Annotated in this window: 9 protein-coding genes and 1 pseudogene; 5 read left to right on the top strand and 5 right to left on the bottom strand. The window is 64.8% G+C overall.

What is annotated here, in order from left to right; all coding sequences use genetic code 11:
* Positions 1–167: 167 nt before the first annotated feature.
* Complete coding sequence (locus HNW77_RS16590) at positions 168–926, bottom strand: competence/damage-inducible protein A (protein WP_172159158.1); 759 nt, start codon at positions 924–926, stop codon at positions 168–170.
* 82 nt (positions 927–1,008) lie between these two features.
* On the opposite strand from HNW77_RS16590, the gene HNW77_RS16585 reads away from it, so the two are divergent.
* Both HNW77_RS16585 and HNW77_RS16580 read left to right on the top strand, forming a co-directional pair.
* A complete protein-coding gene (locus HNW77_RS16585; RefSeq protein WP_172159157.1) occupies positions 1,009–1,899 on the top strand; it encodes an SMP-30/gluconolactonase/LRE family protein in 891 nt (296 codons plus the stop codon).
* Positions 1,880–2,080 carry a hypothetical protein gene (locus HNW77_RS16580; protein ID WP_172159156.1) on the top strand — a complete coding sequence of 67 codons (201 nt, stop codon included), beginning with the start codon at positions 1,880–1,882 and terminating at the stop codon, positions 2,078–2,080. Before HNW77_RS16585 ends, HNW77_RS16580 begins: the two co-directional genes overlap by 20 nt.
* A gap of 108 nt (positions 2,081–2,188) precedes the next feature.
* Here the strand turns inward: HNW77_RS16580 and mutT are convergent, their stop codons facing one another.
* The 3 genes from mutT to HNW77_RS16565 form a co-directional block, all read right to left on the bottom strand.
* On the bottom strand, positions 2,189–3,193 hold the full coding sequence (gene mutT, locus HNW77_RS16575; protein WP_172159155.1) for an 8-oxo-dGTP diphosphatase MutT: 1,005 nt from the start codon (positions 3,191–3,193) through the stop codon (positions 2,189–2,191).
* Positions 3,190–4,311 (bottom strand): Rieske 2Fe-2S domain-containing protein, encoded by a 1,122-nt coding sequence (locus HNW77_RS16570; RefSeq protein WP_408886866.1) that lies wholly within the window; start codon positions 4,309–4,311, stop codon positions 3,190–3,192. The genes mutT and HNW77_RS16570 overlap by 4 nt, the downstream gene beginning before the upstream one ends.
* Before the next feature lie 281 nt (positions 4,312–4,592).
* Entirely contained in the window at positions 4,593–5,465 is an 873-nt protein-coding gene (locus tag HNW77_RS16565) for an ATP-binding protein (RefSeq protein WP_172159154.1), read from the bottom strand.
* A gap of 171 nt (positions 5,466–5,636) precedes the next feature.
* Here HNW77_RS16565 and yajC point away from each other — a divergent pair, with 171 nt between their 5' ends.
* The gene (gene yajC, locus HNW77_RS16560; protein ID WP_172159153.1) at positions 5,637–6,026 is read left to right on the top strand and encodes a preprotein translocase subunit YajC; all 390 of its coding nucleotides are present in this window, start codon (positions 5,637–5,639) and stop codon (positions 6,024–6,026) included.
* A 78-nt stretch (positions 6,027–6,104) separates the two neighbouring features.
* A complete protein-coding gene (locus tag HNW77_RS16555) occupies positions 6,105–7,547 on the top strand; it encodes a sugar porter family MFS transporter (protein WP_172159151.1) in 1,443 nt (480 codons plus the stop codon).
* Positions 7,548–7,604: 57 nt separating this feature from the next.
* Here the strand turns inward: HNW77_RS16555 and HNW77_RS16550 are convergent, their stop codons facing one another.
* Complete coding sequence (locus HNW77_RS16550) at positions 7,605–8,213, bottom strand: superoxide dismutase (RefSeq protein WP_172159150.1); 609 nt, start codon at positions 8,211–8,213, stop codon at positions 7,605–7,607.
* A gap of 129 nt (positions 8,214–8,342) precedes the next feature.
* On the opposite strand from HNW77_RS16550, the pseudogene HNW77_RS16545 reads away from it, so the two are divergent.
* Positions 8,343–8,550 (top strand): annotated as a pseudogene (locus tag HNW77_RS16545) (phytoene synthase); the annotation flags it as partial.

The following is an 8,550-nucleotide window of genomic DNA, read 5'->3' as shown; positions in this document are numbered from 1 at the left end:
TCCGTTTGCTTGCCAAGGCACAGCGGTTCCATTTTCGCCCATTGGGCATCCGTCAATATCAAGCGATCCATATGCAGTTTAAAGCACATCAGGGACCTTGTGAAAAATCAATTCCAAACAGACCCTGTAAAAAGGCGGCACCCGAAAGCTTTTATTTTTTAATAAATTCAGGCTTTTGCCGGTTCACCCGGCAGCGGCGTAAAGCCAAGGCGCGTAATCAGGTCGCGCACGGCGGTGGCGGCATTGCTTACGGCCTGCGTGTCCGTTCCCTTGCACAGCAGGCACACGCCGCGCTGGCTCTCATCAAGCCGGTAGGGGTAGGAGCCGATGTCAATGGCGGGGTAGCGCTCCTGGATCGCCTCGAGCGGGGCGGCGAGCGTGCCTTCATACAGGCCATTGGCATGCCACGCCTGCGCGGTCACGGGCGTGCCGTGGGGCAGGGTGGGCAGTACTTCCTCAAACATGGCGCGCATGATGCGGGGCACGCCCGCCATCACATGCACGTTGCCCATGCTAAAGCCGGGTGCGACCGAAACGGAATTGCGGATGGGCGTTGCCCCCTGCGGCATGGTGGCCATGCGCTGGCGGGCGGCATTGAACTCACCGGGTGCGAAATGGGCTTCGAGCAGGCTGAAGGTCTCGGGGTGGTGCACCCAGGGCACGCCAAACGATTCCGCAACGCAGGCGGAGGTAATGTCATCATGCGTCGGCCCGATGCCGCCAGTGGTGAACACATTGTCATAAGCCGCCCGCGCCTCGGTCACGTTACGCACGATGACGGCGCGGATATCGGGAATGATGCGCACTTCGCTCAGCGTAATGCCGGTTTCCGACAGGCGACGGGCGATATACTGCACGTTTACATCCTGTGTCCGGCCAGACAGGATTTCGTTGCCAATGACCAGCAGGCAGGCGGTGGGGTTCATGATCGGCATTCCACTAGGTTGCGGGCAGGCGCATTCTGGCCCCACCCTGTAACGACCGTAAGCTTACCCCAAAGGAGACCGCATGAACACGCCACCGATGTCACACCCCTGTTGCGTATGGGATATCAGGGCGCAACTTGGCGAGGGGCCGGTCTGGTCCGTGCGTGAGCAGGCGCTCTATTTTGTCGATATCGTGGGCCAGGCCATCCACCGCCTTGACCCCGCCAGCGGGGCACAGGCATCGTGGCAGGCCCCGGCGCGGCCCGGCTTTGTCGTGCCGGCCAGTGATGGCACGCTGGTCTGCGGGCTGAAGGACGGGCTGTACCGGCTTGATCCGCGCACCGGCGCATTCGACCGCATGCTGGCCGTCGAGCCGGAGCATCCGGGCAACCGCATCAATGACGGCTGTGTCGATTCAAGGGGCCGGTTGTGGTTCGGTACCATGGATGATGGCGAGGGCACGCCCTCCGGCGCCCTGTATTCCGTAACCCGGCAGGCGCACGGGCTGGACCTGCTGCGGCATGACGAGGGCTATGTCGTGACCAACGGCCCCGGCATATCGCCCGATGGCACGCGGCTTTACCACAATCATTCGCCTGCGGGCCTGATTTACGTGTTCGACCTTGCGGCTGATGGCAGCCTGTCCAACCGGCGGGTCTTTGCCCGCGTGGAAGATGGCTACCCCGATGGCGTGGTGGTGGACAGCGCGGGCACGCTATGGGTGGGCGTGTGGAATGGCGGCCGCATCGAGCGCTTCCGCCCCGATGGCACGCGGCTCGCGCCGATTGCCATGCCTGCGCGCAACGTGACCAAGGTGGCCTTTGGCGGGGCGGACCTGCGCACGCTGTACGTCACCACGGCCCGCAAGAACACGCCTGATGACATGCTGGCCCGCTACCCGCAGGCGGGCAGCCTGTTCAGCCTGCGCGTGGACGTGCCGGGGCAGGAGCCGCATGCTTTCCCCGCAGCCTGAGCGCATGCTGTATTTTTTGCGAAGAACGGGCACGAATTCCGGATCGGACCAGATGGATTTCACCTGGTCGGGTTTCAGCGTCACCGCGCTGGTGGCGCGGGGCCGCAGCATGGGCACGAAAGCGCTCAGGGACGGGGCCACAGGCGTCAGGGCTTCCATGCCCATCATCTCATGGTCGTAAAACCACACGCCCGGCGTGCCGTCCTTGCGCATCATGAAGCAGTTTGAACTCTCGCCCTCGGCAAACGGGAAAAAGCGGGCCGAGATCGATCATGTCATTCTCCGTACCTTACAGCAGATCCTGCAAAAGCGGGATCAGCGGGCGGTCGGCATCGGGCATGGGGTAGTCGCGCAGCTTGGTGGCGGGCACCCATTCCAGCGTCTGCCCCTCGCGCGGGGTGGGGGTGTTCTTCCACCGATGGCAGACATAAACCGGCATGAGCAGGTGGAAATGCCCGTAATCGTGCGAGATGAAGGTAAAGGGTGCCAGGCACGAGCGCGCCACGTCCAGCCCCAGTTCCTCATCAAGTTCGCGGATCAGGGCGGCCTCGGGGGTTTCGCCCGCTTCCACCTTGCCGCCGGGGAACTCCCACAGCCCGGCCATGGACTTGCCTTCGGGCCTGCGGGCCAGCAGCACGCGGGCATCCGAATCCACCAGGGCCACGGCAGCCACCAGTACGATCCGGCGCGTATCGCCGCTTGCGGTCTCTTCCATCATCTCCTCGCCTGACAGGTCGGCATGGCGCGCCTCGAACAGGCGCACCGGGTATTCCCCCCCGCGTGAGACGAATTCCTGCGTGCCGGTGCCATGTTCCCGAAAGCCGATGCGCCTAAGCACCGCGATCGAGGCATGGTTGTCGTGCGCGGCCGATGCGGTGAGCCGGTCCACCGGCAGGTTGGCCAGCGCCCAGCGTGCCAGCCTGCCCGCCGTGGTGCTGGCCACCTTGCGGTTCCAGTGTGCGCGGCCCACCCAGTAGCCCAGCGAGCATGAGCGGTCGGCGGCGTTGATGCGCAGCCCGATGCAGCCGATCAGCGCATCGGGCTGGTCGGACTGCGGGCAGGTGATGGCGAAGTGATAGGCCTCGCCATGCTGCGACTGTTCGATGGTGGAGGCGATCCAGTCCTCGGTCATGGCCAGCGAATAGGGGAAGGGAACGCGGCTGAGCATCCGCACCACGCTCCAGTCATTGATCAGCCTGTGCATCGTGCCCGCATCAGATGTGCGGACTTCACGCAGGCGATATTCGCCGGCTTCAAGTAAGGTGGCCGAACCATGTCCCCCCTGATCCATCATGCCGATGCAGCACCCCGAGCAACCGGCGCAGGCGCATCGTCCTGCGCGGGCAGGCCGCATTCGGCCAGCAGGGAACGCAGGTTGTTGATGACCGGGAAGATTTCCTGGTTGCGGTCGCCGCCCTGCTCGTACCACGCATTCTGCTCGAGTTCCACGATCTCGCGGTCCTCGCGGAAGATCCGCTCGGTGAACGCGGTCAGGAACGGCCAGGCCAGATCCAGCACGCCGGGAATGCCCGGCCGCTTGATGGAGAGCAGGCCAAACACGCGGTTGGTCAGTTCCGCCTCATCCTGCGGCACGTAGGCAATCCACAGATCCATGACCGGCGGGCTGTCGCCTGTCTGGATATGCAGGGTCTGGTAGGGGTAGGTGGTGCGGATGGTCATGACATCGCGATGGGCGAATTTCTCGCTGTTGTCGCGCTTCTGTCCAAAGATCAGCGCCTCGCCAATCGGCTGCTTGCCGCTGGTGCGCGCAAAGCTGTAGCGGGCCTCCACCAGGCCGGGGCCGCGTTCCTGGCCCAGGAAGCGCGGCTTCATCTGGCCCATCTGCTTCATGTGCATGAACTGATGGTTCATATCCATCAGGTTCTCGTGCATGAAGCTGTAGTGGCAATGCACCAGCTGGCCGAAGCGGCGGGTCTTGTAGGCGGGGTTCGCCACCTCCGCCAGGCGCGGGAAGGGCGTTGCCTCCGCCTTGGCCGGATCACCGGGGAAAACGAAGATCAGCCCGTCAACCTCGCGCACGGGGTAGGTGCGCACGCCGTTGGGCAGCTTGCCCTTGCCCAGATAGGGCACGTCGATGCACCGGCCCGAGCGGCCATAGGCCCAGCCGTGATAGCAGCACTGCACGGAGTCGCCCTTGACCGTGCCCTTGCTCAGGGGCACCTGTCGGTGGGCGCAGCGGTCTTCCAGCGCGAAAATGCTGCCCCCTTCCTTCGGGCGGACGAGGGCAATGGGCTGGCCCGCATAGCGGGTGCCAATGGTTTTGCCGGGCTTCAGTTCCCGTGACCACGCAACGGGATACCAGAAATCGGGGTTGGCACGGATTCGGCGCAGATCCCGCCCGCTGGCCGGGGCGGAGGACTGCATGCTGTCAGGCGGTAACGACTGATCCATTGTCTCTCTTGACTGTTAACAGGGCATGGCAGCCGGATGCGCCATGGGCAGGACGTCGGGTACAACATATATTGCGACGCATTCCGAACGTTATCCTGCCGCCATGGCGATATTAAGGATGTTTTTTACGGGCAGGGCAAATGGTTCGGTGCCGTCATGTTTTGTAATGCGGTCGGTGCATCCTTTCGCATCGGGCTTCGTGCTGGCCTGTGGTGGTCCATCGAGGGGGATGGTGCATGCCCAGCATGCCAGCAGCCGCACGGATCAATCCTTGTGATGGATCATGGCCGGGCAGAAAGTTCCGCGCTCAGATCCTCGATGAACTGGAAGGCCACGCGCCCCGAGCGCCCCCCGCGCGCGAGCGACCACGCATTGGCGCGGCGCACCAGGTCGGCATCGCCAATTGGCAGGCTGCGCTCCCTTGCATAGGCGCGGACCATCTCCATGAAGGTATCCTGCGCGCAGTTGTGAAAGCCGATCCATAGCCCGAAACGGTCGGAAAGCGAGACCTTTTCTTCCGTTGCCTCCGCCGTGTTGATGGCGGTCGAACTCTCGTTCTCGATCATCTCGCGCGGCATGAGGTGGCGGCGGTTCGACGTGGCATAGAACAGCACGTTGTGCGGCCGCCCGGCAATGCCGCCATCAAGCACGGATTTGAGCGCCTTGTAGTCCGCATCCTCGCGCTCGAACGACAGGTCATCGCAGAACACGATGAACCGGCGCGGGCTTTCACGCAGCAGGGCGAGCAGGTCGGGCAGGGTCGAGAGATCCTCGCGCTGGATCTCGACAAGCACCAGACGCCCCCTGCCCTGGGGCGCGGGTCTGCCATCCTCGAGGTTGGCCTGGGCATGGGCCGCCTTGACGAGCGAGGACTTGCCCATGCCGCGCGCGCCCCACAGCATGGCGTTGTTGGCGGGCAGGCCGTGCGCGAAGTGCAGCGTGTTGTCGAGCAGCATCTGGCGCTGGCGGTCGATGCCCTGGAGCAGCCCCATCTCCACATGCGCCACGTGGGCCACGGGGGTCAGGCGGCCAAGGCCAGGGTGCCAAATGAAGGCATCGGCCTGCTCCAGCCCGGCAAGCGAGGGCGCGGGGGGCGAGAGGCGCTCGAGGGCTGCGGCAATGCGTTCGAGAACGGGGAGGGTGGTCTGGTCCATCGTCGATCCTGAGTCGGTCATGACAGGGCGGTGGCGCATGCCACCGGGCGATCCGGAGCGCGTTGGCTGACACGGGCCAGGCGAACGCCTTGACGGGAAACAGGCGAAAACTATGGTCCGCATGGCAAACCCGCAACCCGTTCAACCCTTCATTCTGCCGGAAAGATTGCAATGGCTTCTATTTTCAATGATTTACTGACCACGCCCGCCCATGCCCAGGCTGCGGGCGGCGGCCTGCTGAGCGGCGATGGCATCATGGCGGTGCTGCCCTATGTGGCCATGTTCGGCATTTTCTATTTCCTGCTCATCCGCCCGCAGCAGGTCAAGCAGAAGCAGTTGCGCAACCAGCTCTCCGCGCTGCGCCGGGGCGACCGGGTGCTGACGGCAGGCGGCATCATCGGCGTGGTGCAGAAGGTGACGGCGGAGTCGAACGAGGTCGAGGTCGAGATCGCGCAGGGCGTGCGCGTGAGCGTGCTGCGCGACACCATAAGCTCGGTCATTACCAGCGCCGCCACCCCCGCCAATGACAGCACGCCCGAAAAGGCGGCCAAGAAGGGCTGATCGCCCCCCGCAATCACCTGCACGCCGAACTTCCCCCTGTCTGCATCGTTGCTGCTGTCAACAGCAGGAGCAGGCAGGATGCACAGGCAGCCCGGTATCGCGCAGACAGGCCAACCTGCAGGGGCCCGCCACCCCCCGGCCATCCGTGGCCGCGCCGGGTTGATCGGGGGGCTGGCCGCCCTTTCGGGCATCCTGTTCGGGCTGGATACGGGGGTCATGTCCGGCGCGCTTGACCTGATCGCGCAGGAATTCACCCTGTCGGACCCGCAGCGCGAATCGATCGTGGCCATCATGCTGCTTGGTGCGGCGCTTGGCGTGGTGGCCGCCGCATGGCTTGCCCATGCATGGGGGCGCAAGCGCACGCTGGTGCTCACGGCGGGGCTGTTCGTGATCGGCCCGCTGCTGTGCGCCGAGGCCTCATCGTTCGGCATGCTCCTGTTTGCCCGCCTGCTGCTGGGCGTGGCCACGGGGGCCACCACCTTCGTCACGCCGCTCTACATTGCCGAAATTGCCGATTCCGGCCGCCGGGGCACGATGATCCTAGGCTACCAGCTCATGATCTCATGCGGGTTGCTTGCGGCATTCGTGTCGGATGGGCTGTTCTCCTATTTTGGCGTGTGGCGGTGGATGCTGGGCATCGTGGGGTTTCCGGGGCTTGTGTTCATGATGGGGGTCATGTTCCTGCCGCCAAGCCCGCGCTGGCTGCTCGCCCAGGGGCGCGAGCGTGACGCGCGGCGCGTGCTGATCGAGCTGCGCGGCCTGCCCCGGCTGGTCATGGCCGAGCGCAACGCCATCATGGCCCGGCTGGCCGCGCGCGGCGACGGGATCGGCAATTTCATGAACGACCCCAACTGCCGCCGCGCCATGTGGCTGGCGGTGGGCCTGCAGGTGGCGCAGCAGTTCTCGGGCATCAACGCGGTGCTGTACTATGCGCCCTACATCATCGGGCTGGTGGGCTACAGCCATTACGTGCAGGTATGGGGGCCGGTGGGAGTAGGGGTTATCAACCTGCTTTCAACCTTTGTGGCGACGTTCTGGGTGGACCGGATCGGGCGCAGGCCCATGCTGATCGGCGGATTCGCGGTCATGGCGCTGGCCATGGCGATGCAGGCCATGATCCTGGCTGGCGGCGTGCCGCCCATGCCGGGCATGCGGCTGCTCATGGGGGTGTGCATGCTGGTGTTTGTCGCGGCCTTCGCGTTCTCGGCCGGGCCGCTGGCGTGGCTGCTCTGCGCCGAGATCCTGCCGCTGCGCGGGCGCGAGTTCGGCATGGCATGCTCCACCTGTGCGAACTGGATTGCCAACATGGTGGTCAGCGCCACGTTCCTCACCGGGCTCGAGGTGCTGGGGGCAGGGCGGGTGCTGTGGGTCTATGCGGCGCTCAATGCGGTGTTCATGGTCATGGTGGCGCTGCGCGTGCCCGAGACGCGGGGCATGACGCTGGAGCAGATCGAGGCGGACCTCATGCGCGGCACGAAGCTGCGCGCGCTGGGGCGCGATGCCCCGCCTGGAAAGCGGTAGAGACAGAAAACCCGGCGCGAGGCCGGGTTTTCCGTAGTCCGTGTGCCTGATGCGCGATCAGGCGGACTGGAGCTGTGCCTCGGCAAACTCGTAGTTGGCGAGCTGGTCGAGGTAGTTGACGATGTAGTCGGGGCGACGGTTGCGGAAGTCGAGGTAGTAGGAGTGCTCCCACACATCGAGGCCGAGCAGCACCTTGCCCTGGCCTTCGGCCAGCGGGTTGGAGCCGTTGGCGGTCTTGGTCACCTTCAGCTTGCCGTCGGAGCCCAGAACCAGCCACGCCCAGCCCGAGCCGAACTGCGAGGCGGCAGCGGCCTTGAAGTCGGCCTTGAACTTCTCGATGCTGCCCAGGTCCTCAACGATCTTCTTGCCCAGGGAATCGGGGATCACGCCGCCCTTGGGGGCCAGGTTCTGCCAGAACAGGATGTGGTTCCAGTGCTGTCCCGCATTGTTGAACACGGGGGCGAGGTCAGGCTTGCCCTTGACCATGAGGATGATTTCCTCAAGCGACTTGCCCTGCAGTTCCGGCTTGGATTCGACAAACCCGTTCAGCGCCGTCACATAGGCCTGGTGGTGCTTGTCGTGATGGAGTTCCAGCGTTTCCTGGCACATGCCACGGTTGGCAAGGGCATTGTAGGCGAAGGGAAGGGACGGCAATTCGAAAGCCATGAACATTCTCCTGGGAATTGCAAGGGGCGGCACGTGGCCGCCATACCAAGATTGCTATGGGCGCGCGCGCGGTGCGTCAAGTGACGGACATATGAACGCACGCCGCCCATGCCTTCGGAACCAAACGCCATGACCGCGCCGATGGATGCATCCCGCGCCGCGCACGATGGCGTGTCCATGCTGCACGCCGCCCGCGCGGCTGATCCGGACCGCTTCTTCTGCGCGCTGTTCCTGCCAGCCGCCGCACGGGCGGCTGCGATGGTGCTGATCGCCTTCAACCATGAATGCGTGCGCGCGGTGGCAACCCCGGCCTCGTGGGCGGTGGCGGGGCCGATGG

Origin of the sequence: Komagataeibacter melomenusus (genome assembly GCF_013155395.1) — a bacterium.
GTDB classification, from domain to species: domain Bacteria; phylum Pseudomonadota; class Alphaproteobacteria; order Acetobacterales; family Acetobacteraceae; genus Komagataeibacter; species Komagataeibacter melomenusus.
Note: the sequence above shows the minus strand (reverse complement) of the source record. Positions and strands in the feature narration are given on the sequence as shown.